This is a genomic window from Terrabacter sp. AAH1 (genome assembly GCF_054456855.1).
The window spans coordinates 211,990-235,611 of record NZ_JBTJJV010000004.1 but is presented as its reverse complement, the minus strand read 5'-3'; the positions used below and the strand labels follow the sequence as shown (position 1 = coordinate 235,611).

Genomic DNA, 23,622 nt, shown 5'->3' with positions numbered 1-23,622 from the left:
CAGGAGGACGACGCCGGACCCTTCAGGAGCCCGGCTCGTCGAGCACCCGGCCCGTGTCGGGGTCGTAGCCGGCCGAGATGTCGGAGAGCACCTGCTGGAAGGCCATCTCGGTCGCCGCTCGCACCCGGTCGAGCCGATGCGCGACCAGGACCCGACGGTGGGGAGCCGTGTCACCGAGCGACACGATGCGTACGTTGGGGTGCTTGTTCACCACCGCGGTGCGCGGTGCGAGCGCCACCCCCAGCCCCACGCTCACCATGGCCTGGGCCTCCTGGTAGTCGTTGGCCTGGAAGGCGATCTGCGGCTCGAACCCGGCGGCCAGGGCGCTGCGACCGAGCACCTCGACGACGGGGTGGTCGTTCGACCGGATGATCCAGGGCTCGTCGGCGAGCGCCTCCATCGACACCTGGCGCCGCCGGGCGAGCGGGTGGTCCGCGGCCACCACGAGCACCGTGGGGTCGGTGAAGAGCGTCGTGAGCGAGAGCTGGTCGGACTGGATGCGCCCCCACTCGTAGTCCCACAGCATCGAGAGGCCGACGCTCCCCTCCTCGAGCATCTCGATGAGCTCGGCCTCGCGAGCGCTGCGGATGTGGAGCTGGATCGACGGGTAGAGCTGACGGAAGCGCTTGACGGCCAGCGGCAGGAAGCTGCTGCCCACGGTGGGGAAGGTGCCGAGCTCGAGGCTGCCGCGGCGGAGCCCGGCGATGTCACGCAGGTCGCTCTCCGCCGCGGCCATCTGCCGGAAGACCTTGCGCGCGTGCACGGCGAGCACGTGGCCCGCCTCGGTGGGCACCATCCCGCGGGCGTGGCGCTGGAGCAGCGGCATGCCGACCTCGAGCTCGAGGCGGCGCAGCTGCTGCGACACGGCGGAGGGGGTGTACGTCATGGCCTCCGCCGCAGCGGTGACGGACCCCTGCTCCACGACCTTGAGCAGCACCTCGAGCCGTCGGATGTCCAGCACGACGATCATCTCCTTCAAGAGCTGCTACACGAGCCTTAAGTGTGTCGAACACGCCCTACACATGCCTACCGTCATTGGGCCGCAACGTCATCGGCGCAACGCGACGACGAGCAGCCGGCAGCCCAACCGGGTTTGGCGGACCATTCTGCCAGATGGCTTAACCCCTGCTACATCCCCTTTCAGAAATACGTGCTGGTGCTACATCTCCGACGTCTCCACTCTGGGAACGGTCAGACACCGACCTCACCTGGAGAGTGACCATGAGCGCCGTACCGGCCACCTGGATGCGCGGGGGCACCAGCAAGTGCTGGGTCTTCCGGCGCGCCGACCTCGACGTTCCCGGCCGCACCCTCGACGCCACGCTCCTCGGCCTCTTCGGCAGCCCGGACCCCCGACAGCTCGACGGCGTGGGTGGTGCGACCTCGACCACGAGCAAGGCCGTCATCCTCAGCCCGTCGCACCGTCCCGGCATCGACGTGGAGTACACCTTCGCCCAGGTCGGCATCGACGAGGCGAAGGTCGACTGGGGCAGCAACTGCGGCAACTGCTCGGCCGTCGTCGCCCCCTTCGCGCTGCGGCAGGGCTGGGTCACCCCGACCGGCACGACCACCCGCGTCAGGGTGCTCAACACGAACACCGGCCAGGTGATGGTGCAGGACGTCCCCACCCGTGACGGCGTGCTCGACGAGACACCGACCACGACGATCCCCGGTGTCGCCGGCCCCGGCCCGCGGGTCGACCTCGGGTTCGTCTCCCCGGCCGGCCGCAGCACCGGCGCGCTCTTCCCGACGGGGTCCCCCGCCGACACGCTCGTGGCCGCTGACGTACGCGTCACGGCCAGCCTCGTCGACGCCGGCGCCCCCGTCGTCGTCGTGCGAGCGACGGACCTCGGGATCACCGCCCGCGAGACACCGGCCCAGCTCGATGCCCGCCCCGACCTGCTCGCCACGCTGGACGCGGTCCGTCGAGCAGGCGCGGTCGCCATGGGACTCGCCGAGTCTCCCGAAGCGGCCGAACGTGCCGTCCCGAAGCTGGCCCTCGTGGCGGCTCCGGATGCCGGCGAGCGGGAGGCCGGCGCCGACCTCGTGGTCCGGATGCTGTCGATGGGGCGGGTCCACCCCGCCCTCCCGATCACCGGCAGCGTCGCCCTGACGCTCGCTGCCCGCGAGACCGGGACCGTGGTGTCCGGGCTGCTGCCCGACGCATCCGACCCGGTCGACGGCTTCTCGATGCTGACGCCGGCCGGTCTCGTCACCACCACGTACTCGCACGAGCAGGGCGAGCCGGTCGTCGCCGCCGTCCGCACCTACCGCCGCCTCGTCGAGGGGTCCATCGAGCTGCCCGCGGTGGCCTCGGCCACGCCCGAGCGACCGCGCGCCATCGCCTGACGAGAAGCCCGCGCGAGCGCAGTCAGCACACCGACAGAAACGCACCGACGGCCCGAAAGCAGGCCGCAGACCATTCCGGCACAGCGCCGTCCGAGAGAAGGTCGTAGCAATGAACCGTTCCACCCGCGCCAGACTCCCCTGGCTCGACAAGGCAGCCACGAGTGCCCCGCCACCCTCGTCGCCCCCAGCGCCCGACGAGGAGTCCCTGCCGTCCCCGAGCGACGAGGCCGCCGACGACCAGACCGACGACGACCAGTCCGGAGACGACGAGTCCGGCGACGACCTTCCCCTGCCGAGCCGCAGGACGGCCCTCGGCGTCATGGGAGGGTTCGCCCTCCTCGCCGCTGCCGGCACCCTGCTCGGCAGCGACCTCCTCCACCCGCCGGCCTCCACCGCCGACGGCGACTACGCCGGCGAGACCGTCGAGCTGCTCATCCCGCTCGCCGAGGGCGGCGGCACCGACACGTGGGCCCGGTTCATCGGCACCCAGCTCACCCACGCCATCCCCGGCTCCCCCGGGTTCGCCCCGACGAACGAGGCCGGCGGCGAGGGCATCACCGGCACCAACCACTTCGTCAGCTCGGCCCGCGCCGACGGCACCGAGCTGCTCGTCAGCACGGCCACCACGGTGGTCCCGTGGCTGCTCAGGAAGCAGGCCGTCCGTTACGACTTCACCGAGCTCGTGCCCGTGCTGGCCAACGGCACCGGTGCCGTCGTCTACGCCCGCACCGCCGCCGGCGTGACGGGCCTGAAGGACGTCGTCGACCGCCAGGCTCCACTGAAGTTCGGGGGCATCGCCGCGACAGGTCTCGACCTCACGACCCTGCTCGCCTTCGACCTGGTCGAGATGGACGTCAGCGCCATCTTCGGCTTCGAGGGCCGCGGGCCCGTCAACCTCGCCCTGCAGCGCGGCGAGATCGACATCGACTACCAGACGACCTCCGCCTACCCGTCCGCCGTGAAGACGCTGCTCGAGGAGAAGAGCGCCGTCGCCCTCTTCTCGCTCGGCCAGCTCGACGAGAACCGCAACGTCGTGCGCGACGCGAACTTCAAGGACCTGCCGACGGTCGTCGAGGCCTACGAGACCCTCCACGGCACGAAGCCGACGGGTCCCAAGCTCGAGGCGTACAAGACCGTCCTCGGCGTCACCTACACCTACCAGAAGGGGCTCTGGGTCCAGCCCGAGACGCCGCCCGAAGCGGTCGAGCTCCTCCGCACGTCGGCGGAGAAGCTCGGCGCCTCGCCCGCCTTCCAGAAGGCCGCGAAGAAGGTCCTCGGCGGCTACCCCCTCGACGCGGGAGCCGACCTGCGACAGCGCATCGAGGCGGCATACACCGTCAGCCCCGAGGTCCGCGAGCACGTCGTGCAGCTGCTGACCTCCACCTACAACGTCACGATCGATTGAGGCTGCCATGTTCGACTCAGCGCTGAGTGCTCTCGCGTCCCTCGCACAACCCTCCCTGCTCGTCATGCTCCTCGTCGGCGTCGCCGCCGGGCTCGTCATGGGCCTCATCCCCGGCCTCGGCGGCACGGGCGCGGTCGCCATCCTGCTCCCGGTCACCTTCGGCATGGAGCCCGCCCAGGCGTTCGCCCTGCTCATCGGCGCGCTGGCCGTCGTCCACACGTCCGACACGGTGTCCGCCGTCCTGCTCGGCGCACCGGGGTCGGCCTCCGCCAGCGTCACGATGCTCGACGGCTACGCCATGGCCAGGAGGGGGCAGGCCAAACGCGCCCTCTCCCTGGCCTTCCTCTCCTCGATGGCCGGCGGCATCATCGGCGCCCTCGGTCTCACCCTCGCCATCCCGCTCGCCCGGCCGCTCGTGCTCTCCTTCGCCAGCCCCGAGCTGTTCATGCTCACGGTCCTCGGCGTCTCACTGGCCGCCGTCCTCTCCCGCGGCAACGTCGTCAAGGGTGTGCTCTGCGGCCTGCTCGGCCTCCTGCTCGGCATGGTCGGCACCTCCCCCACGACCGCCGAGGAGCGCTTCACCGGCGGCAGCCTCTTCCTCGGCGACGGCCTCTCCCTCGTCGCCGTCGCGCTCGGCATCTTCGGCCTCGCCGAGATCGCCACCCGGGTGGGCCAGCGCCGCACCGGCCGCAACCTCGTCACCCTCGGTGGCGGGTGGGGCGCGGGCATCCGCGAGTGGCTGACGCACTGGACCCAGGTGGTCCGCGGGTCGCTCATCGGCATCTGGGCCGGCGTGCTCCCCGGCGTCGGGGCCACCGCCGGCACGTGGCTCGCCTACGGCCAGGCCGTCGCCACGTCCAAGGACAAGCGCAAGTTCGGCAAGGGCGACCCGCGCGGCATCGTCGGACCCGAGAGCGCCAACAACTCCGTCGAGGCCGGCGACCTCATCCCGACGCTGCTCTTCGGCATCCCCGGCGGCGTCCCCTCGGCGATGCTCCTCGGGATGCTGCTGACCTACGGCATCCAGCCCGGCCCGTCCATCGTCACCGAGCACCTCGACCTGATGTACCTCATCATCTGGTGCTTCGCCATCGCCAGCGTCGTCGGCGCCTTCCTCTGCTTCCTCGGCACGCCGACGCTCGCCAGGCTGACCAAGGTGCCCTTCGCCGTGCTCGGCCCGGGCCTGCTCGTCGTCATGCTGCTCGGCGCCTTCCAGGGCGAGGCGCAGATCGGCGACCTCTGGGTCATGATCCTGCTCGGCGTCGTCGGGTGGGTCCTCAAGGCCACCGACTCGCCCCGCGCCCCGTTCCTCATCGGCTTCGTCCTCGCCATCCCGATGGAGCGCTACTACTACCTGACCGCCTCGCTCAACGACGGGTTGGGGTGGATGGCGCGACCGTGGGTCATCGTCTTCCTCGCGGTGCTCGTCGGGCCCGCCCTGTGGGCGCTCGTCAAGCTGGTGCGGCGCCGGCGCGACCTGGCGTCCGACGACGGACACGCAGCGGCGGCACAGCTCATGCACTCCGACGACGAGGCCGAGACCGACGGGCTGCTGAAGAACTCCCCCTGGTCGCTGTCGGTGGCCGTCGTAGCCCTCCTCGTCTTCGCCGGCGCGCTCTGGGCGAGCAGCGGCTTCTCCCCCGAGGCCGCACTGCTTCCCCGCCTGGTGTCCGTCGCCGGGCTCCTCGTCGGGCTGGTGCTGCTCGTGCAGGAGCTGCGTCACCGCAAGCGGTGGATGCGGTCCGGGCTGCAGGAGTCGCGCACCGTCGCCACGGCGCTGCGCACCTTCGCGATCATGATCGCCTTCCTGTCGCTCGTCATGGTGGTCGGCTACCTCGCGGCCGTGCTCGTGTTCGTCCCCGCGTACCTGCTCTTCATCGCCCGGGCGCGCACCCGGACGACGATCGTCTACACACTCGTGCTGGGGCTCGCGCTGATCACCCTGCCCTCGCTGATCCCGGTCGACCTGCCGACGGGGCTGCTCGGATGAGCCGTCCCCGACGGCTGGTGCCCATTCCCCTGTTCCCGCGCCGACCCACCGACCCCATCAGGAGCGCCTCATGACCATCGTCGCCGTGCACTCCGCCTCCCCGGCCGGCCGAGCCGCACTGGCGCACGCCGGCCGGGAGGCCCTCCTGACCGCCGACGACCTCGTCGTCGTGGCGGCCGACCCGCGGCACCGGGCGCCCACGACCGACGAGGTCCTGGGCGAGCTGGGCGACACGGCGGACCGGCTCCGCGAGGCCGGGCTCACGGTCACGGTCGGCCACTCGCCGCTCACCGACCCGAGCGAGGCCGTCGTGCAGATCGCCCAGCAGCACGACGCCAGGCTCATCGTCCTCGGGCTGCGGCACCGCACCCCCGTCGGCAAGCTCCTCCTCGGCAGCACCGCCCAGCGCATCCTGCTCGAGGCCACCTGCCCGGTGCTCGCCGTCAAGTCGGCGGCCTCGTAGCAGCGCCTCGCTCTGCGCGGGACACTGGAAGGGTGTCCCGCGCAGCCGACCCGGTGATCCGGCCGCTGGCGCCACCCGATCGTCGGTGGGTGCGCGAACGCCTGGTCCGGGACTGGACCTCGACGAGCGTCGCCCGCCGTGGCGAGCTCATCGACGCGACCGGGCTGTCGGGCTACGTGGCGCTGCTCGGCGGACGACGCACGGGACTGGCGCTCGTCGACACCCGTGGCGACGAGCTCGAGATCGTCGTCCTCTCGACGAGCCGGCCGAGGCACGGCGTGGGCCGCGCGCTGGTGGAGCGCTGCGTGGCCGAAGCCATGGGTCGCGGCTGCCGCAGAGTCTGGCTCGTCACGACCAACAACAACATCACGGCGATCGCGTTCTACCAGCACGTCGGGATGGACCTCTGCGCCTTCGACAGGTATGCCGTCCGGGCGGCCCGCGAGCTGAAGCCCACCCTGCCGCTTCGCGACCGTGCCGGGCTGCCGATCGACCACGAGCTCGAGCTCGAGATCCTGCTCGGCAGCTGACTTCTGCGGACCGGCGGGCCCGGCAGTCGCGGCGGGCATAGAGTCCAGTCAGGGCCCTCGTGGACGAGGAGGCGGATCCGGTGGCAAGCCACTCACCCGACGAACAGAGCCAGTGGGCCGCGGACAAGCGCGACTTCGTCGCCGACTGGCGCGACGAGCTGGCTGCCGAACGGGACGCAGCAGCGGACGTGCGCGACCTGACCGCCGACGCGCGCGAGTCGGCCCTCGATGCGCGGGAACGCCTTCTGGACCGCCGGGCGGCCGAGCTCGCGATGACCACCGACACGACCGAGCGAGCGGAGCGGGCCGAGGCGAGCGCAGCCCGCGACGAGGCGAGGCAGACGCGCGAGGAGGCGCACGAGGCCCGGGAGCTCGCCGCCGGAGCCGGCGACGAGGCCGCCGGCCGACGGCTCGAGGCGAACCCGACGACCCGCCTTGCCGCGACGTTCGCCGCCATCGCCGAGAACCTCTACCGCGCAGACTCCTACGACGCCGTGCTCCGTCGCATCGCGGATGCGGCCGTCGACACGGTCGCCGGGTGCGCGATGGCCAGCGTCACCCTCGTCGAGAACGGCACCTGCCGCACAGCCGCGACGACTGCCCCGGAGGCCTCCGCCGTCGACCGGGCCCACTACGACGCCGGCGAGGGTCCCTGCCTGGACGCGGTCGATGCCCCGGTCGTCTACGCCCCGTCGTTCCCCGACGCCCGGTGGCCGGTCCTCGGCGCACGTCCGGTCGAGCTGGGTGCCTGCTCGGCGGCCTCCTTCCGTCTCGCGGCCGCAGGCGCGGCCGCCGGTGCGGACCCGGCCCGGACGGGCACGACCGGTTCGCTCAACACCTACGGCCACAGGGCTGCCGCGTTCAGTGCGGAGGCCCAGCAGGTCGGGCTCGTCCTCGCGGCCCACGCATCCATGGCGGCAGCCGTGGTCCGCGAGCGGGACCACCTGCAGGACCAGACGCAGCAGCTGGCCGGGCGCTACTGACCCGAGATGTCATCGGTCAGGCCAAGGGCATCCTCATGGAACGTCTCAAGCTCACGCCCGAGCAGGCCTTCGACGCCCTGCGGCACGCCTCGAACCAGCTCAACGCGAAGCTCCAGACGGTGGCCAGCACGCTGGCCGAAACCGGCGAGTTCGACACCGGCGAGTGCGACACCGGCCAGATCAGCAGGACCTGACGGCGCGACCGGTCGTCCGGCCTGCTCCCCACGCCGGGTACCGTCGATGCGTGCTTCGACTCTGGCTGACGCGGCGATGGCTGCTGGGGACCCTCGTGGCGGTCCTCTTCGGTGTCGCGTGCTTCTACCTCGGCCTCTGGCAGTGGCACCGCCACGTCGAGCAGCGCACCAAGGTCGAGGCCATCGCCCGCAACTACGGGGCCGCCCCGGTCGCCTTCTCGCCCGCGCTCGTCGGCTCGGGCCTCCCGCAGGAGCGGCAGTGGACCCGGGTCACGCTCACCGGCACGTATGCCGCCGGGTCCGACCTGCTCGTGCGCAACCGGACCCTCGACCAGACCGTGGGGTTCGAGGTGCTGACCCCGTTCCAGACCGAAGGCGTGACCGTCCTCGTCGACCGCGGCTGGGTGCCGAACGCCGAGAACGCCGAGACGAGCCCGGCGGTCGACCCGCCGCCGACGGGCAGCGTCGAGGTGACGGGCTGGCTGCGCACCGGCGAGGTCAGCCTCGGGCGCGACCTCCCGCGCCCGCAGCTGGCGAGCATCAACGTCGGCGACGCGCGAGCCCAGGTGCCGTCGCTGAGCAGTCTCGACGCGTACGTCGTGCTCGGTGCGCAGTCGCCCGCGGCACGAGCAGGCGACCACCCCGTACGCGTGCTGCCCCGTCCCGAGGAGGATCTCGGCCCGCACCAGGCGTACGCCTACCAGTGGTGGCTCTTCATGCCGGGCGGTCTCGTCTTCGTCGTCTTCGCGATCCGGCGGGAGGCCCAGGCCGCGACCGAGGGCACCGAGCGCGCCGACGCGCCGGCCAAGCCGAAGAAGGTCCGCATCTGGGACGAGGAGGACGCCTGACGATGGCCCTGCCCGCGCCGTCCCTCGCCGACCGGCTGCTCGCCCGTCCGACACCGGCAGAGCGCCGAGCCACCCTGCCCGGTGACGCGGTCGTGGCAGCCGACGTCGTGATGGACCGCGCCTTCACCCTGTCGGCCCCTCCCGCACGCGTGTGGCCGTGGCTCGTGCAGCTCGGCAAGAAGCGCGCGGGCTGGTACCTCCCGCGCGCCGTTGAGCGCCTCGTGCCGAAAACCCGCCGCGCCCTGCGGCGCATCGAGCCGGCCTACCAGGCACTGGCGGAGGGCGACGTCATCCCCGACTGGGGCGGGGCCGACGCCACGTTCACGGTGGCCGAGCTCGTGCCGGAGTCGCACGTGCTCTTCACCTCGACACGAGGGGGGACGCACCTCACGTGGTGCCTTCGCCTGACCGCGACCGGCGCGGAAGGCACCCGCGTGCACCTGCGGTTGCGGCTCGGCCCGGTGCGACGCCGACGGCTGGCGCACACCCTGGGCGGCCTCGTCGACCTCGCCACCATCGCCGGGCTCGCCGCCGGGCTCGAGGAGCGCGTCTCGCCCTGAGGCGGTCGGCGGGTCGACGCCTCAGCCGTCAGACGTGGTCGAGCGCGTCGGTGGGACGGCTGGGGGCCAGCACCCGCCCGTTGCGATCGGCGTGCTCGATCGCCCGGTCGTCGAACTGGGTGGCGTGCAGGTCGGCGTAGAGCCCACCGGCCGCGAGCAGCTCGGCGTGCTTTCCGGTCTCGACGACCCGCCCGTGGTCGAGCACGACGATGAGGTCGGCCTGGCGGATGGTCGAGAGGCGGTGGGCGATGACGATGGACGTGCGGCCCTCGAGGGCGGCGTCGAGCGCGCGCTGCACAGCCACCTCGGACTCGGAGTCGAGGTGGGCCGTGGCCTCGTCGAGCACGACGACGTCAGGCGCCTTGAGCAGGAGGCGGGCGATGGCGAGGCGCTGCTTCTCGCCGCCGCTGAGCCGGTGCCCGCGGTCGCCGACCACGGTGTCGAGCCCCTCGGGCAGCTCGGCGACGAGGTCGCTGATCTGGGCCGCGCGAAGAGCGGCGTGGATCTCGTCGTCGCTCGCGTCGGGACGGGCGTAGAGCAGGTTGGCCCGGATCGTGTCGTGGAAGAGGTGCGCCTCCTGCGTGACGACGCCGATGCGGTCGCGCAGCGACGACATCGTGACGTCGCGCAGGTCACGACCACCGACGAGGACGGAGCCCTCGCTGGGGTCGTAGAGGCGGGAGACGAGGGAGGTCAGGGTGGTCTTGCCGGCGCCGGACGGGCCGACGAGCGCGACGAGGTGCCCGGCCGGTGCGCTGAGCGAGACGTCGTGGAGCACGACGCCGCTGCCCCGCCGGTCGCCCGAGGCCACGGACTCGAGAGAGGCGAGCGACACCTCGTCGGCGGACGGGTAGCGGAACGAGACGTCGTCGAGCTCGACCGCGAGCGGGCCGTCGGGCAGGTCGACGGCGCCGGGACGCTCCTTGACGAGCGGCTCGAGGTCGAGGACCTCGAAGACCCGCTCGAAGGAGATGAGCGCGGTCATGATGTCGACGCGCACGTTGGACAGCGACGTGAGCGGGCCGTAGAGGCGTGCCAGCAGCGCGGCGAGGGCGAGCAGGGTGCCGACGGAGAGAGTGCCACTGACGGCCATGACGCCGCCGAAGCCGTAGACCATGGCGGTGGCAAGGGCAGCCACCGCCGTGAGTGCCGCCATGAAGACCGTGCGGTTGAGCGCGATCTGGACGCCGATGTCGCGCACCCGCCCGGCACGCTCGGCGTACTCGGCCTCCTCACGGACGGGGTTGCCGAAGAGCTTGACGAGCAGCGCCCCGGCGACGTTGAACCGCTCGGTCATGCGGGTGCCCATGTCGGCGTTGAGCGTCATCTGCCGGTGGGCCAGGCCCGCGAGACGCTTGCCCATGAGCTTGGCCGGGATGAGGAAGAGCGGCACGAGCAGCAGCGAGCTGAGCGTCAGCTGCCACGAGAGGGCCAGCATGGCGCCCACGACGAGCGCGACCGAGACGATGTTGGACACGACGTTCGACAGCACCGACGTGAAGGCCTGCTGCGCGCCGACGACGTCGTTGTTGAGACGTGACACGAGCGAGCCGGTCTGGGCCCGCGTGAAGAAGGCGATCGGCTGGCGCAGCACGTGGGCGAAGACCTGCGTCCTCAGGTCGTTGATGAGCCCTTCGCCGATGCGCGAGGAGAACCACCGCGACACGACCGTCAACAGGGCGTCCAGCAGGGCGATGCCCGCCACGAGGATCGACAGCCGCACGACGACGGAGGAGTCCTTCGGGATGACGCCGTCGTCGACGAGGCTCTTCAGCAGGAGCGGAACGGTGACGACCAGCACCGAGTCGAGCACCACGACCGCGAGGAAGGCGGCGATCGCCCTCTTGTACGGGGCGGCATACGTCAGGACGCGTCGACGCGTGCCCGGTCGCAGCGACTGCTCGGCCACCGACGAGTCGCGCGACATCGACCTCATCGCCATCCACGGCTGCATGCCCACGCAACCACCTCCTGTCCTCCTCCGATCCAACCGCGAGGTGGTGACAGCGATTCCCCGACCCCACCCGGGGCCGCTGAGCAGGCCCGGAAGCTGGCGCCGGAAGCAGGCTCCGGAGCAGGCCGGAAGAAGGCCCGCGCGTCAGGCGCCGAACCCGCCGAGCATCGCCTGCAGCAGCCCGGTCTGGGCCTCTCGCTCACGCCCCAGCTGGGTGGCACGGTCGGCGTCGACGGCCCCGCGCAGCAGCGGCTTGAGGGCACGCAGGGCGGGAGCCGGTGCAGCGAGGAGCGCCTCGACGAGCGACCCGGTGGTCTCGGCCAGGTCGGCAGCCGGGGCGAGCGAGCCGACGAGCCCGATGCTGAGGGCCTCGGGCGCGGACACCTTGCGGCCCGTCGCGCAGATCTCGAGGGCGCGGGCGTAGCCGACGAGGTGCACGAGCGGGCCCGTGCCGCCGAGGTCGGGCACCAGCCCGAGGCTCGTCTCGCGCATGGCGAACCACGCGTCGAGTGCCGCGACGCGCAGGTCGGCCGCGAGGGCCAGCTGGAAGCCGGCACCGATCGCGTAGCCGTGCACCTCGGCGACGACGACCGCGGGGCACTCGCCCCAGGCGGTGAAGCCCTCCTGGTAGGCCGCGATGCCCCGCTGGATCGCCCCCGTCCCACCCGCCGCGAGCTGGGCCACGCTCTCCTCGCCGGGCACGCCCTCCGGCGTGAACATCGCCGTGTCGATGCCGGCGGAGAAGGCGTCACCCGCCCCGCGGAGGACGACGACGCGTACGCCCTCGGGAAGGGAGCGGGCCTCGTCGGCGAGCGCCGCCCACAGGGACGGCATCTGGGCGTTGCGCTTCTCGGGGTGGTCGAGGGTGATGGTGCGGACGGGCCCGTCGGTCTCGACCCGGAGGTGGGGGTGCGTCATGGACGCAGGCTACCGACCGGTCACCTCAGGCAGCCGCGGGTGCCGACGTGACCGTGCCGACAGCCGTGCCGACAGCCGTGCCGACAGCCGTGCCGACAGACGTGCCGACAGACGTGGCCACGGGCGGGACGACCCGCATGACCCCCCACCCGTTCACCGACGCCGGCTGCACGACCTCCACCCGGAAGACGCGCGCACAGTCCAGGCACGACCACGCGGCGGTCGGGTCGGGGAAGGGCGTCACGTCGTCGCCCGCACAGAACGGGCAGCTGAGGTGGTGGTCGCTGGGCATGACAGACAGTGTCGCCACGCCGGCCCGCCGATACAATAACCATCCATCATGTGATCCAAAACGTCTGATTATCCAGCCGCTCCGAATCACGCGACCTGCTCACGCCAGCGAGATGAGGTCCTTGTAGTCGGGTCCCCAGAGGTCCTCGACACCGTCGGGCAGCAGGAGGATGCGCTCGGGCTCGAGGGCATCGACCGCACCCTCGTCGTGGGTGACGAGCACGACCGCGCCCTCGTACGTCTTGAGCGCCCCGAGGATCTCGGCCCGCGACGCCGGGTCGAGGTTGTTGGTCGGCTCGTCGAGCAGCAGCACGTTCGCCGCCGAGACGACGAGCATGGCGAGCGACAGGCGGGTCTTCTCGCCACCGGACAGCACGCCGGCGGGCTTGAGCACGTCGTCACCGGAGAAGAGGAACGAGCCGAGCACCTTGCGCACCTCGGTCTCGCCCAGCTCGGGCGCCGACGACTTCATGTTCTCGAGCACCGTGCGGTCGACGTCGAGGTTCTCGTGCTCCTGCGCGTAGTAGCCGAGCCGCAGGCCGTGGCCGGGCTCGACCTCGCCCGTGTCGGGCGCGTCGACCCCCGCCAGCATGCGCAGCAGGGTCGTCTTGCCGGCGCCGTTGAGGCCGAGCACGACGACCTTGCTGCCCCGGTCGATGGCGAGGTCGACGTCGGTGAAGACCTCGAGCGAGCCGTAGGAGCGCGAGAGACCCGAGGCGCGCAGCGGCGTCTTGCCGCAGGCGGCCGGCTTCGGGAAGCGCAGCTTGGCCACCTTGTCCTGCACGCGCTCGCCCTCGACGCCCGCGAGCAGGCGCTCGGCCCGCTTGGCCATGTTCTGCGCCGCGACGGCCTTGGTCGCCTTGGCGCGCATCTTGTCGGCCTGGGCGAGCAGGGCCCCCGCCTTCTTCTGGGCGTTCTGCAGCTCGCGGCGGCGGCGCTTCTCGTCGGTCTCGCGCTGCTGCAGGTAGGTCTTCCAGCTGACGTTGTAGACGTCCAGAGCGGAGCGGTTCGCGTCGAGGTGGTAGACCTTGTTGACCACCGCGTCGAGCATCTCGGCGTCGTGGCTGATGATGATGAGGCCGCCCTTGTAGGCGCGCAGGTACTCGCGCAGCCAGACGATCGAGTCGGCGTCGAGGTGGTTCGTCGGCTCGTCGAGCAGCAGGGTCTCGTTGCCGGAGAAGAGGATCCGCGAGAGCTCGACGCGACGGCGCTGACCACCGGACAGCGTGCGCAGCGGCTGGCTGAGGATGCGCTCCTCGAGGCCCAGCGCGCTCGCGATCGACGCGGCCTCGGACTCCGCGGCATACCCACCCTGGGCCTCGAACTCGACCTCGAGACGCGCGTACTTGCGCATCGCCTTGTCGCGCACCTTCTCGTCGTCGCTGCCCATGCGGGCCTCGGCCTCGGCGCGCTGGTGCACGATCGTGTCGAGCCCGCGCGCCGACAGGATGCGGTCGCGGGCGAGGATCTCGAGGTCGCCGGTGCGGGGGTCCTGCGGGAGGTAGCCGACGGCGCCCGTACGCGTGACGGTGCCGGCCGCGGGCATCCCCTCCCCCGCGAGCACCTTCGTCAGGGTGGTCTTGCCCGCACCGTTGCGCCCGACGAGACCGATGCGGTCGCCGGAGTCGATGCGGAAGCTGGCGTCCTCGAGCAGCAGGCGGGCACCTGCACGCAGCTCGATCCCGGTGGCGACGATCACGGCATTCCTCCTATCGGTGCCGCACTACGTCAGCGGCCGGACAACCCCACCAGTCTAGGAGCCGCCGAGGGGTGCTCTCGACGCGTCATCCGGCCGCGCGGTCCGGCTCGCTCCGCGGGTCGCGGGCCGGAACGCCCGGCGCACCCCGCGTGGCGGCCCCCAGCTCGCGGAACGTCGCCTCGCAGGCGGAGCACGCGCAGGTGCGTGCGGCGTGCATCGTGCCCGCGTTGCGCAGGGCGCCGGGCGGCCACAGACCCTCGCGTATGCCGTCGGGCGAGCCGGCCGTCGGGAGCAGCGTCGGCGCGGGGTCGGGATCGGCGGTGCCGGCGCGGCAGCAGCGGCACGGGGTGTAGCCGCCGTTGCCGCCCTCGTGCCAGGCCTGCTGGTGGTCACAGCCACGGCAGAGGTGGACGAGCACGCTCACGGCACGGCCACCGGCATGAGAACCGAGAAGCCGACCCCGCTGCCACGGATCGCGAGGGGTCGGTGCGGCCCGTCGAGCACGAGGGTCGCCCAGGGGCCCGAGACGGCGAGCGCCTCGTGGAGGAACTCGGGGTCGACGTGGACGTCGGCCACGGAGACCTCCGCCCCGGTGGCGCCCGGGACGCCGGCGAGATGGACCGTGCCCTCCCGGACCACCAGCCCGACCGTCTGTGCCTCGACCGGCAGGAGTGGCTGGAGCGCCGCGACGTCGACCGTGCCGGCGTGGCCGGACACCTCGCCGTCGCCGAAGGACAGGAGGCCCGGGTCGATGAAGCTCCGGTAGTCGGGGAAGGTCCCGGGGACGAGCGGGGTCGCGACGGTCTCGCCCCCTACGGTCGCCACGGCCCGCCCCGGAGCGATCTCGACGACGACCTGTGCGCCCTCGTCCGCCCGGCACGCGGCGGCGACCTCGTCGACCCAGTGGACCGGCACGACGGCCGAGTCGGCCTGTGCCACAGACATTCCCGAACCCGGCTGCGCCGTCGAAGCACTCGGGCCGAGACCGACCGCGAGAGAGACTGCGAGGCGGTAGCGGTCCGTGGCGACGAGGCGCACCCCGTCGGAGCCGAGCTCGAGGAGGACCCCGGTGAGCACGCTGAGGTCGAGCCCGTCCCGCGTGCCGGCCACCGGTGTGGCCGGGGCCACCGCGAACCGGACGGCGGTGACCGCAGCAGCGAGGTCGGCCGCCGCCACGACCACCCGAGCCGAGGGCTGCGCCTCGACGGCGTCCCCGCGGGACTCGTCGAGGAGTGCGAGCGTCCGCGCGATCTCACGTCGGGCATCACGAAGTCCGTCGACGAGCCGCTGCTCGTGGGCCCGCACGACGTCCGCCGCGGCGCCTGCCGCGCCCCGGGCGTCCTCGTCCAGCACGAGGGCCGCCTCCGCCAGGGGCATCCCGACCCGGCGCAGCGACGCGAGGAGCCGTGCCGCACGCACCTGCGGCACGGCATACCTGCGGTAGCCGTTGAGCCCGTCGACGGCGGCGGGCACGAGCACACCCTCTCGGTCGTAGAAGCGCAAGGCGCTCGCGGTCAGCCCGCTCTCGCGGGCCACCTCACCGATCGTGAGGAGGGTGTCGGGGTCGGGCGTCTGCGGCATGGGCGCCACCCTGACCCCTCGACCCGGTCGAAGGTCAAGCCTTGGACTCAACTGCGCGCGTGGCGTCGGGTCGTAACGCTCCTGACACCTCGATGCGTCACCATGTGCGGATGATCAGCCCGCTCCACCCGGACGAGCCCCCGAGCCCCGAGCACGTGCGGCTCGCCGACTCCCCCGGCCACGACGCGCCGTGGCGCCTCTGGGGTCCCTACCTCTCCGGCCGCCAGTGGGGCACGGTGCGCGAGGACTACTCCGCCGGCGGCAACGCCTGGTCGGAGTTCCCCTTCGACCAGGCGGTCTCGCGGGCCTACCGCTGGGGCGAGGACGGCCTCGGCGGCATCAGCGACCGGTTCGGCTTCCTCAACTTCTCCGTCGCCCTGTGGAACGGCAAGGACCCGATCCTCAAGGAGCGCCTCTTCGGGCTGACCAACGAGGAGGGCAACCACGGCGAGGACGCCAAGGAGTACTGGTGGGCCCTCGACGGCACGCCGACCCACTCGTGGATGCAGTGGCTCTACCGCTACCCGCAGGCCGAGTTCCCGTACGAGCAGCTGCGGCGCGAGAACCGCGAGCGCAGCCGACACGAGCGGGAGTACGAGCTCGGCGACACCGGCATCCTCGACGACAACGAGTTCTTCGACGTCCTCATGACGTACGCGAAGGCCGGCCCCGACGACATCTGCATCCGGATCACCGCGACCAACCACGGCCCCGAGACGGCACCGCTGCACGTGCTGCCGACGATCTGGCTGCGCAACACGTGGTCGTGGGGCGTCGACGACCGCGTCACCGAGCTGCACGAGATCCGCCGCAACGGCCGTCCGCCGCGCGGCTACCGTGCCGCGGAGGTGACGCACGGCTTCCTCGGCCGCTACGTGCTCGCCGCGTCGGGCTCGCCGACGACGCTCTTCTGCGACAACGAGACCAACGCCAAGCACCTCTTCGGCGACGCGGCCCCGGCGAACCACTCGCTCTACCCGAAGGACGCGATCAACCAGCGGGTCGTGCACGGCCGCACCAAGGCCACGAACCCGGGCGGCTACGGCAGCAAGTGCTCGTTCTGGTACCGCTTCGACGCCGTCGAGCCCGGCGAGACCGTCACCGTCGACCTGCGCCTCGCGACCGGCGACCCGGCGCTGTCGTGGTTCGGCGACGACTTCGAGCAGCAGCTCGCGACGCGGGCCTATGAGGCCGACGAGTTCTACGAGCACGTCATCGACCCGTCCCTCGGGGCCGAGGACCGCCACGTCGCCCGGCGCGCGTACGCCGGCCTGCTCTGGGGCAAGCAGCTCTACCGCTACGACGTACGCCAGTGGCTCGACGGCGACCCCGTCGGCCACCGCGCCCCCGAGTCGCGCAAGAAGGGACGCAACGAGCACTGGCGCCACCTCGCCCTCGCCGACGTCATCTCGATGCCCGACGAGTGGGAGTACCCGTGGTTCGCGGCCTGGGACCTCGCCTTCCACTGCCTGCCGCTCGCCCACGTCGACCCCGAGTTCGCCAAGGAGCAGCTGCTGCTCATGTGCCGCGAGTGGGCGATGGCGCCGAACGGCCAGCTGCCGGCGTACGAGTGGGAGTTCGGCGACGTCAACCCGCCGGTGCACGCGTGGGCGGCCTGGCACGTCTACCGCATCGACGGCTACCGCGACCGCGAGTTCCTCGTGCGCGTCTTCACCAAGCTGCTGCTCAACTTCGCCTGGTGGGTCAACCGCAAGGACGCGAACGGCAGCAACCTCTTCGAGGGCGGCTTCCTCGGCATGGACAACATCGGCCTGTTCAACCGGTCGGCTCCGCTGCCGCCCGGCTTCCGGCTCGAGCAGTCCGACGCGACGAGCTGGATGGCCTTCTACTGCCAGCAGATGCTGAAGATCGCGCTCGAGCTCGCGCGCACCGACAAGGCGTGGGACGACGTCGCGACGAAGTTCCTCGAGCACTTCCTCGCGATCGCCCAGGCGATGCGCCACTTCGGCTCGAGCGACAAGAGCCTGTGGCACGAGGAGGACGGCTTCTACTACGACGTGCTCGTGCAGCCCGACGGCAGCGCGCCGCACATGCGCGTGCGCTCGATGGTCGGCCTGCTGCCCATCCTCGGTGCGACCGAGATCCCGTCGTGGGTCGTCGAGGAGTGCCCCGACGTGACGAGCCGCTTCACGTGGCTGCAGGAGCGCCGTCCCGAGCTCGTCAGGCCGCTGCTGGCCCGCGCGGACGGCAAGATGCTGCTCACCCTCGTGCCGCCGAAGCGGCTGCGGCGCATCCTCCAGCGCATGTTCGACAGCGAGGAGTTCCTGTCCCCGTTCGGGATCCGCTCGCTGTCGGCCGCGCAACGGCAGGCGGTGACGGCGCGCGTCGGCAACGAGACCGTCTCGATCGAGTACGAGCCGGGCGAGTCGCGGACCGGCATGTTCGGCGGCAACTCGAACTGGCGCGGGCCGGTGTGGTTCCCCGTCAACGTGCTGCTCGCCGACAAGCTGCGCACCTACGGCCGCTACTTCGGCGAGAGCTTCACCATCGAGGTGCCGACCGGGTCGGGCAACTGGTGCACGCTCGACCAGGCGGCCGACGTCATCGACGGTGGCCTCACCGCCCTCTTCCGCCCCGTCGACGGGCGCCGGCCCTCCGACGGCAAGCGCATCGAGTCGAGCCCCGACCCGCTGTGGTCCGACCACCCGACGTTCTCCGAGTACTTCGACGGCGACACCGGCGAGGGCCTCGGCGCCACCCACCAGACGGGCTGGACCGCGCTCGTCGCGCACCTGCTCAACCCGCGGCTGCCTCCCGACCCGCGCACCATGGGCTGGGGATGAGCCACCCGGCACACGCAATCCCTTGCGTATGCCGTGTGGCCCCGTCCGGAGCAGGCGAGGCGTGTCGGGGGCAGGCTCGCCCTCGGGTAGCGTGAGCGACCGTGAGCGCGCCCATCACCGTCCGTGACATCACCGCAGCCGAACACCTCGCGTGGCTGCGCACCCAGCCGTCGGCGAGCTTCCTGCAGACGCCGGCCTGGGCCGACGTGAAGAAGGAGTGGCGCTCCGAGTCGGTCGGCTGGTTCGAGGGCGAGCAGATGGTCGGTGCGGCCCTCGTGCTGCACCGCTCGCTGCCGAAGATCGGTCGTTCGCTCGCCTACGTGCCCGAGGGTCCCTGCATCGACTGGTCGTCGCCCCGGCTCGTCGAGCTGCTGCGCGCCCTGCGCGACCACCTCAAGGCCAAGGGCGCGTTCGCGCTGCGGCTCGGGCCGCCGGTGCCGACGCACCGCTGGCGCGCCGCGACGATCAAGGCCGCGATCGGCGACCCGGCGGTGCGGCGCTACGACGAGGCGAAGCCCGACGTCGTCGAGCCGGTCGGCACGGCCGTCGTCGCCGAGCTGCGGCGCCTCGGCTTCCGCCACCTCTCCCCCGAGGACGGCTTCGCCGCCGGGCAGCCCGAGTACGTCTTCCAGGTGCCGCTCGCGGGCCGGTCCGAGGCTGACGTCCTCGCCGGCATGAACCAGCTGTGGCGGCGCAACATCAAGAAGACCGTCAAGAACGGCGTCACCGTGCGCGTCGGCGACGCGTCCGACCTGCCGGCCTTCCACCGCACCTACGTCGAGACGGCCGAGCGCGACCGGTTCACGCCGCGGGGGCTGCCGTACTTCGAGCAGATGTATGCCGCCCTGTCCGCCGAGGACCCCGACCGCATCCGCGTCTACCTCGCCGAGCACGACGGTGACGTGCTCGCCGCGACGGTCTTCATCCGGGTCGGCGAGCACGCCTGGTACTCCTACGGCGCCTCGACCGCGGCCAAGCGGGATCTGCAGGGCTCGACGGCCATCCAGTGGCGCATGATGCGGGACTCGATCGCCGCCGGCGCCACGGTCTACGACCTGCGCGGCATCACCAACACGGTCGACGAGACCAACCCGCACATCGGGCTCATCCGCTTCAAGGTGGGCACGGGCGGCGAGGCGGTGCGGCTCGCAGGCGAGTGGGACCTGCCGCTGAACCGCTTGCTGTACAAGGCATTCGACCTCTACATGAAGCGGCGGTGATCCCTCGTGTCCTTCGTGCTGCACGTCGACGGTGAGCGCTGGCGAGCCGGCCACGACCAGTTCGTCGCCGACCGTCCCGGCCTCGTGCCCGTGATCAAGGGCAACGGCTACGGCTTCGGACGGGACCTTTTGTGCGCCGAGGCCTCCCGGCTCGGCGTCGCGATGGTGGCGGTCGGCACCTACGCCGAGCTGCCCGAGGCGCTCGCGGCCTACGGCGGCGACGTGCTCGTCATGGAGCCCTACCGCGCCGCCATCCACGGCGACGTGCCCGACCTCGACAACCGGCGCGCCGTGCACACGGTGACGACCCACGCCGACCTCGACCACCTGCGCGGGGCGACGCCCGACGCGCGGGTCGTCGTCGAGGGACTGACGTCCATGAACCGTTTCGGCACGCCTGCGACCGAGGTCGCCGAGCTCGCCGGCGCCGCCGACGCCATCGGCGTCACGCTGCATCTCCCGCTCGGCACGGGCCACGTCGACGAGATCACGCGCTTCATCGCGGCCGTGCCCGGCGTGCGGTCGTGGTTCGTCTCCCACGTCTCCACCACCGAGCTCGCGACCCTGGCCGCCCGCTACCCCGAGCACGAGTTCCGGCCTCGCATCGGCACCGACCTCTGGTACTCCGACAAGGGGTCCTACGAGGTGCGGGCGCACGTGCTCGACGTCCGCCCCGTCGAGAAGGGCACCCGCGTCGGCTACCGCCAGCGTCCGTTGCCGGCCGGGCACGTCGTCGTCGTCAGCGGCGGCACGTCGCACGGCGTGGCGATGGAGAGCCCCTCGTCGGCAGCGACGCCGCGCTCGCGGGCCATCGCCGTCGCCGAGGGCGTGCTCGAGGCGGCCCACCGGGTGCGCTCGCCGTTCACCGTCTCGGGCCTCATGCCCCGCTTCGCCGAGCCGCCACACATGCAGTGCAGCCTGCTCTCGCTGCCCGAGGGCGTCGCACCGCCCCACGTCGGTGACGAGGTGACGGTGCGGATGCGGCTCACGACCACGACGCCCGACGCGGTCGTCGTCTCCTGAGAGGCCGCCGGCCGTGACCGCCGAGCAGCCACCCAGCGCCGACGACAGGGGTCAGCGGGCCCTCGTCCTCGCGGGTGCCGGAGCCGCCGGCAACGCCTGGGAGCTCGGGCTCGTCGCGGGACTGGCCGACGGGGGCGTCGACGTCACCCGCGCCGAGATCGTCATCGGCACGTCGGCGGGCTCGACCGTGGCCGCCCAGATCACGAGCGGCACCCCACTCACCGAGCTCTACACCGCTGCCGCGGCAGATCTCCCGCCGTCGCACCACGCAGAGCGGCGCGCCGGTGCGCCGGGGCCGCGTCGCGGTGCGGCCGTCTCGGGACCGGACTACCTCGAGTGGTCCGACGCGATCATCGCGTCGGCCTCCGACCCGTCCGACCTGCGCCGCCGCCTCGGTGCCGCGGCCCTCGAGCTGGCCGCCGCTGCCGGCCCCTCCCCGTCGCGCTGGCGCGACATCGTCGCCTCGCGCCTGCCGAGCCACGAGTGGCCCTCCCAGGACATCCGCATCGTCGCCGTCGACGCCCGGACGGGCGAGCCCGTCGTGTTCGACCGGCACAGCGGCGTCGAGCTCGTCGACGCGGTCGCGGCCAGCACGTCGGCGATGACGCCCTACGCCATCGGCCAGCACCGCTATCTCAACGGCGGCTACCGCCGCAGCGAGAACGCCGACCTGGCAATGGGATTCAGCCGTGTGCTCGTGCTGTCACCGTTCAGCGGACGCTCCCGTATGCCGTCCGGCTGGGGCATGGACCTCGCGACCCAGGTCGCCGAGCTACGCGCCGGCGGCAGCGTCGTGGAGACCGTGTTCCCCGACGACCGGTCCGGTGACGTCTTCGGCGCGAACGCCCTCGACCCGTCGACGCGACCGCAGGCTGCGCGGGGTGGCCACGCCCAGGGGCTCGAGCTCGCCCAGCGACTCGCGGACTTCTGGGCCTGACGCAGCCAGCGCGACGGCATACGGCCGCAGTGTCGACCGGTGGTGTCGACCGACGATGTCGACCGGTGGTGTCGACCGGCGATGTCGACCAGGCCGCGCCGAGGCGACGTCAGGACAGCGGCAGCAGGGCCCGACAGGGCTCGACCCCGTGCAGCTCGATGTCGTCCCGTCGGTGCTGCTCCCAGACGTCTCGCGTGAGGCGCCAGCGGTTGAGCAGGGCAGGCCGCCCCTGTCTCGTCGCCCACTCCGAGCCGTTCGGCGCGTAGCCGAGACCGCGCGAGACGGCGTTGGAGCCCTCGTTGTCGACGAAGGCGTCGCTGGACGCCTCCTTCGCCCCCAGCCCGTCGAACGCGAGGTGGAGCACCGCCTCGCGCATCTCCCGGCCCAGGCCCCGGCCGCGCAGGTCGGACGACAGCCACGAGAAGGTCGTGACGGTGCCGAACGTCGCGAAGTCGACCCCGCTGAGGGTCTGCTCCCCCACCGGCCGGCCGTCGACCATGACGACCAGGTAGAGCCGCCAGGCCTCCGGCTCGACCCGTCCGCGTCCCCGCCAGATGGCTCGGAGCCATTTCGCCACACGCACGTCGGGGTCCTTCTCGTAGAACGACATCGGGTCGTCGTACGGCGGCGGCTCGGCGTGGGTCCGGCCCGAGCGCACGACCTCTGCGAGCTCGTCGAGCAGCTCGTCGGTGGCGCCACGCAGCTCGAGGGTCGGGGTGCTCACGCGCACGCCGAGGGGCGGGTAGCTCTTCATCGTCGGTCACGCTGCTCTCGTGGTCGCGGGACGAGGGACCGGCGACCTCCTCGGGGGTCGCCGACACGATCCAACCCCACGAGGCACCGACGGTGCAGGTGGTTTTGTGGCGAGCGAGGTCGCGCCCTGACCTCCCGCGTCAGGGGGTCATGGCGGCATACCCGGCGGCACTGTGGATCGCGAGCCCGGCGTAGGAGGAGTAGCCCGCCGCGCCGGCGTTCACCTGGGCCAGCTGGGCCTCCATGTCGGTGCGGGTCCAGCCGTAGAAGGTCTGCTTCCTGTCGACCGCGGTGTCGCCGAGGTAGGTCGTCTCCTGGCCGAGGCGCACCGGCTTGCCGAGCGCGACCCCCGCGGTGAGCGCGGCGGTCGCGATGTCGAGCGTGCCGTCGGGGCCGGTGGCGGTGTTGCGGTACGACATGACCGTGACCCCGGCCGTGCGCTTCATGATCTCGCGGTCGAGGCTCGACGAGGCGCCGCCGCTCGCGGTGGCAGGAACGGTGTTGAACCAGAAGGGGATGTCGGCCTCGATGGGGCTGGTGCCGGCGTTGGCCTTGAGCTTGTCGAGCAGCGTGAGGTACTTCGACACCACGGCCGGCTGGTCCGTGGTCCAGGCCGGGGTCGAGTACGGCTCGACGTCGACGTGGATGCCCGTGAAGAGCCCCGAGTTCCTGGCCGGCTTGAGCCAGTAGGTGACCACCCAGCTGGGGTTGTCGACCCAGCCCGGGTCTCCGCCCAAGGCGTCGACCCGGATACCCGCCGCCTTCGCGCGGTCGGCGAGGGTCTTGATGGCGGGCAGCTGGCTCGACGTCGTGAGGTTCGGCGAGACCGCCACGAAGAGCTGGTCGATGCCGGCGCTCACGGCCAGGTCGACCGTCGCCGCGGGCGAGCTCGTGTCCCACACCCACATGGCGCGCGTGTCGGCCGGCGTGGCGGTCACCGTGGCGCTCCCACTCGAGGTCGTCCGTGTCTTCGACGCCGCGGCGGCATCCGGCGCGATCGCCAGGGCCGCTGCCGCCACGCCGACGGCGACGAGCAGCGAGCCGGCGACGCGACCGATGGCGCGGCGAGGACGGCGGGTGCGGGGCGAGGGGACCATGTGATGACTCCGGACACTAGGAC

General features: G+C 72.2%; 22 protein-coding genes. 13 read left to right on the top strand and 9 right to left on the bottom strand.

Going from position 1 to position 23,622, the window contains the following annotated elements; all coding sequences use genetic code 11:
• Positions 1–22 precede the first annotated feature (22 nt).
• Positions 23–961 (bottom strand): LysR family transcriptional regulator, encoded by a 939-nt coding sequence (locus ACXR8F_RS09090; protein WP_045192475.1) that lies wholly within the window; start codon positions 959–961, stop codon positions 23–25.
• A gap of 260 nt (positions 962–1,221) precedes the next feature.
• On the opposite strand from ACXR8F_RS09090, the gene ACXR8F_RS09085 reads away from it, so the two are divergent.
• From ACXR8F_RS09085 to ACXR8F_RS09045, 9 genes are all read left to right on the top strand, one after another.
• Positions 1,222–2,349 (top strand): PrpF domain-containing protein, encoded by a 1,128-nt coding sequence (locus ACXR8F_RS09085; protein WP_458799853.1) that lies wholly within the window; start codon positions 1,222–1,224, stop codon positions 2,347–2,349.
• Positions 2,350–2,458: 109 nt separating this feature from the next.
• Positions 2,459–3,754, top strand: coding sequence for a Bug family tripartite tricarboxylate transporter substrate binding protein (locus ACXR8F_RS09080; protein WP_458799851.1), 1,296 nt, complete (start codon positions 2,459–2,461; stop codon positions 3,752–3,754).
• A gap of 7 nt (positions 3,755–3,761) precedes the next feature.
• On the top strand, positions 3,762–5,744 hold the full coding sequence (locus tag ACXR8F_RS09075; protein WP_045192396.1) for a tripartite tricarboxylate transporter permease: 1,983 nt from the start codon (positions 3,762–3,764) through the stop codon (positions 5,742–5,744).
• 70 nt (positions 5,745–5,814) lie between these two features.
• Entirely contained in the window at positions 5,815–6,207 is a 393-nt protein-coding gene (locus ACXR8F_RS09070) for a universal stress protein (RefSeq protein ID WP_458799849.1), read from the top strand.
• Positions 6,208–6,239: 32 nt separating this feature from the next.
• Complete coding sequence (locus ACXR8F_RS09065) at positions 6,240–6,737, top strand: GNAT family N-acetyltransferase (protein ID WP_458799847.1); 498 nt, start codon at positions 6,240–6,242, stop codon at positions 6,735–6,737.
• A gap of 80 nt (positions 6,738–6,817) precedes the next feature.
• On the top strand, positions 6,818–7,720 hold the full coding sequence (locus ACXR8F_RS09060; RefSeq protein ID WP_458799845.1) for a hypothetical protein: 903 nt from the start codon (positions 6,818–6,820) through the stop codon (positions 7,718–7,720).
• 35 nt (positions 7,721–7,755) lie between these two features.
• Positions 7,756–7,914, top strand: a complete 159-nt coding sequence (locus ACXR8F_RS09055) for an ANTAR domain-containing protein (RefSeq protein WP_458799843.1) — start codon at positions 7,756–7,758, stop codon at positions 7,912–7,914.
• Between the two features lie 50 nt (positions 7,915–7,964).
• On the top strand, positions 7,965–8,762 hold the full coding sequence (locus ACXR8F_RS09050) for an SURF1 family cytochrome oxidase biogenesis protein (protein ID WP_458799841.1): 798 nt from the start codon (positions 7,965–7,967) through the stop codon (positions 8,760–8,762).
• 2 nt (positions 8,763–8,764) lie between these two features.
• The gene (locus ACXR8F_RS09045) at positions 8,765–9,322 is read left to right on the top strand and encodes a hypothetical protein (RefSeq protein ID WP_458799839.1); all 558 of its coding nucleotides are present in this window, start codon (positions 8,765–8,767) and stop codon (positions 9,320–9,322) included.
• Between the two features lie 28 nt (positions 9,323–9,350).
• Here ACXR8F_RS09045 and ACXR8F_RS09040 read toward each other — a convergent pair whose 3' ends face one another.
• From ACXR8F_RS09040 to ACXR8F_RS09015, 6 genes are all read right to left on the bottom strand, one after another.
• Positions 9,351–11,276 (bottom strand): ABC transporter ATP-binding protein, encoded by a 1,926-nt coding sequence (locus ACXR8F_RS09040; RefSeq protein WP_458800038.1) that lies wholly within the window; start codon positions 11,274–11,276, stop codon positions 9,351–9,353.
• Between the two features lie 144 nt (positions 11,277–11,420).
• Positions 11,421–12,194, bottom strand: coding sequence for an enoyl-CoA hydratase/isomerase family protein (locus tag ACXR8F_RS09035; RefSeq protein ID WP_458799837.1), 774 nt, complete (start codon positions 12,192–12,194; stop codon positions 11,421–11,423).
• A 25-nt stretch (positions 12,195–12,219) separates the two neighbouring features.
• Positions 12,220–12,486 carry a hypothetical protein gene (locus ACXR8F_RS09030; protein ID WP_458799836.1) on the bottom strand — a complete coding sequence of 89 codons (267 nt, stop codon included), beginning with the start codon at positions 12,484–12,486 and terminating at the stop codon, positions 12,220–12,222.
• A gap of 99 nt (positions 12,487–12,585) precedes the next feature.
• A complete protein-coding gene (locus tag ACXR8F_RS09025; RefSeq protein ID WP_045192389.1) occupies positions 12,586–14,184 on the bottom strand; it encodes an ABC-F family ATP-binding cassette domain-containing protein in 1,599 nt (532 codons plus the stop codon).
• A gap of 85 nt (positions 14,185–14,269) precedes the next feature.
• Positions 14,270–14,608: a hypothetical protein gene (locus ACXR8F_RS09020; protein WP_458799834.1), complete on the bottom strand. Its 339-nt coding sequence runs from the start codon at positions 14,606–14,608 to the stop codon at positions 14,270–14,272.
• Complete coding sequence (locus ACXR8F_RS09015; protein WP_458799832.1) at positions 14,605–15,765, bottom strand: DNA polymerase III subunit beta family protein; 1,161 nt, start codon at positions 15,763–15,765, stop codon at positions 14,605–14,607. The genes ACXR8F_RS09020 and ACXR8F_RS09015 overlap by 4 nt, the downstream gene beginning before the upstream one ends.
• Positions 15,766–15,875: 110 nt before the next feature.
• Between ACXR8F_RS09015 and ACXR8F_RS09010 the strand changes: the two genes are divergently transcribed.
• From ACXR8F_RS09010 to ACXR8F_RS08995, 4 genes are all read left to right on the top strand, one after another.
• Positions 15,876–18,569, top strand: a complete 2,694-nt coding sequence (locus ACXR8F_RS09010) for an MGH1-like glycoside hydrolase domain-containing protein (protein WP_458799830.1) — start codon at positions 15,876–15,878, stop codon at positions 18,567–18,569.
• A gap of 101 nt (positions 18,570–18,670) precedes the next feature.
• Complete coding sequence (locus tag ACXR8F_RS09005; RefSeq protein ID WP_458799828.1) at positions 18,671–19,789, top strand: lipid II:glycine glycyltransferase FemX; 1,119 nt, start codon at positions 18,671–18,673, stop codon at positions 19,787–19,789.
• 6 nt (positions 19,790–19,795) lie between these two features.
• Positions 19,796–20,812 carry an alanine racemase gene (locus ACXR8F_RS09000; protein ID WP_458799826.1) on the top strand — a complete coding sequence of 339 codons (1,017 nt, stop codon included), beginning with the start codon at positions 19,796–19,798 and terminating at the stop codon, positions 20,810–20,812.
• A gap of 13 nt (positions 20,813–20,825) precedes the next feature.
• On the top strand, positions 20,826–21,749 hold the full coding sequence (locus tag ACXR8F_RS08995) for a patatin-like phospholipase family protein (protein ID WP_458799825.1): 924 nt from the start codon (positions 20,826–20,828) through the stop codon (positions 21,747–21,749).
• A gap of 109 nt (positions 21,750–21,858) precedes the next feature.
• On the opposite strand, the gene ACXR8F_RS08990 is transcribed toward ACXR8F_RS08995, so the two are convergent.
• Positions 21,859–22,503: a GNAT family N-acetyltransferase gene (locus ACXR8F_RS08990; protein WP_045192380.1), complete on the bottom strand. Its 645-nt coding sequence runs from the start codon at positions 22,501–22,503 to the stop codon at positions 21,859–21,861.
• A gap of 139 nt (positions 22,504–22,642) precedes the next feature.
• The gene (locus ACXR8F_RS08985; RefSeq protein WP_458799822.1) at positions 22,643–23,599 is read right to left on the bottom strand and encodes a hypothetical protein; all 957 of its coding nucleotides are present in this window, start codon (positions 23,597–23,599) and stop codon (positions 22,643–22,645) included.
• Positions 23,600–23,622: the final 23 nt, after the last annotated feature.

Bases quoted from the DNA above. Each gene is read 5' to 3' on its own strand.
- ACXR8F_RS09080 (WP_458799851.1), top strand. From the start codon at position 2,459: ATGAACCGTTCCACCCGCGCCAGACTCCCCTGGCTCGACAAGGCAGCC.
- ACXR8F_RS09030 (WP_458799836.1), bottom strand. From the start codon at position 12,486: ATGCCCAGCGACCACCACCTCAGCTGCCCGTTCTGTGCGGGCGACGAC.
- ACXR8F_RS09075 (WP_045192396.1), top strand. From the start codon at position 3,762: ATGTTCGACTCAGCGCTGAGTGCTCTCGCGTCCCTCGCACAACCCTCC.
- ACXR8F_RS09070 (WP_458799849.1), top strand. From the start codon at position 5,815: ATGACCATCGTCGCCGTGCACTCCGCCTCCCCGGCCGGCCGAGCCGCA.
- ACXR8F_RS09015 (WP_458799832.1), bottom strand. From the start codon at position 15,765: ATGCCGCAGACGCCCGACCCCGACACCCTCCTCACGATCGGTGAGGTG.
- ACXR8F_RS09035 (WP_458799837.1), bottom strand. From the start codon at position 12,194: ATGACGCACCCCCACCTCCGGGTCGAGACCGACGGGCCCGTCCGCACC.
- ACXR8F_RS08990 (WP_045192380.1), bottom strand. From the start codon at position 22,503: ATGAAGAGCTACCCGCCCCTCGGCGTGCGCGTGAGCACCCCGACCCTC.
- ACXR8F_RS09045 (WP_458799839.1), top strand. From the start codon at position 8,765: ATGGCCCTGCCCGCGCCGTCCCTCGCCGACCGGCTGCTCGCCCGTCCG.
- ACXR8F_RS09040 (WP_458800038.1), bottom strand. From the start codon at position 11,276: ATGCAGCCGTGGATGGCGATGAGGTCGATGTCGCGCGACTCGTCGGTG.
- ACXR8F_RS08985 (WP_458799822.1), bottom strand. From the start codon at position 23,599: ATGGTCCCCTCGCCCCGCACCCGCCGTCCTCGCCGCGCCATCGGTCGC.
- ACXR8F_RS09010 (WP_458799830.1), top strand. From the start codon at position 15,876: ATGATCAGCCCGCTCCACCCGGACGAGCCCCCGAGCCCCGAGCACGTG.
- ACXR8F_RS09085 (WP_458799853.1), top strand. From the start codon at position 1,222: ATGAGCGCCGTACCGGCCACCTGGATGCGCGGGGGCACCAGCAAGTGC.
- ACXR8F_RS09055 (WP_458799843.1), top strand. From the start codon at position 7,756: ATGGAACGTCTCAAGCTCACGCCCGAGCAGGCCTTCGACGCCCTGCGG.